This is a genomic window from Acidisphaera sp. S103 (assembly GCF_009765975.1).
Classification (GTDB): domain Bacteria; phylum Pseudomonadota; class Alphaproteobacteria; order Acetobacterales; family Acetobacteraceae; genus Rhodopila.
Genome location: NZ_LMUJ01000075.1, coordinates 4,104 through 4,850 on the forward strand (window position 1 = coordinate 4,104; position 747 = coordinate 4,850).

A 747-nucleotide genomic window follows, 5' to 3' on the forward strand; every position below is an offset into this window, starting at 1 on the left:
AGTGAACGATCCAACGCCTGTTGAGTAGGAAAGATCGCCGGTCGGACTGCTTTCAGCCGCCGTGAGCGGAGGCGCGGAGGTTGTCGAAAAGCCCACCGATATCAGATCGGCCTTCGCGCTTGACGTCCAACCGAGTGCACCGGCCAGCAATGCCACTGCCGTCATTCGCATTTTGTCCACTTGGTTTTTCTCCTATAGGTTCTGGAAACTTTTACCAGGATGCAATCAGCGTGCCATCTTCGAGAGCCTTAAAAAGTAGACGTATTGTCAATGTGATAAGAGACAGCCCTCAATGCTTGGAGAGCTTTGGACTGCGAAGGTGTAAAGAATTCCGACACCTCATTCAGCAGAGCATGGACGCCCGTCAGCAATCGCGGATCAGCACCCCAACCGTGCTGCAGACAGAGCCGGCGATTCGTGCTGTGACCATTTTGTAACTGCCGACCGCGTATCTTGCGTGCGGTTGCTGTGATCCCCGCGACAGCTCGACGACGAATAGGCCCGCCCACCAGTGGCCCGCCTGTTCGTCGTCTCTCACTGCTACTGCCGCCAGCCCATCTCGTTCGTAAGCGCCCGGCGTTGGACGTGTAGTGGGATGGTCGGGAAGGACCCATCCTTTGCGTAGCTGGAGACTCCTTCTGTAGCTCCATATGTGGACATCGGGTAATCGCGGCTGAAGGCTTGAAAGCTCCATAGTGCCGTGGTCCGGGCGCTGTCGCCCGGCAGTTCACATGTGGGAGGGTGCTC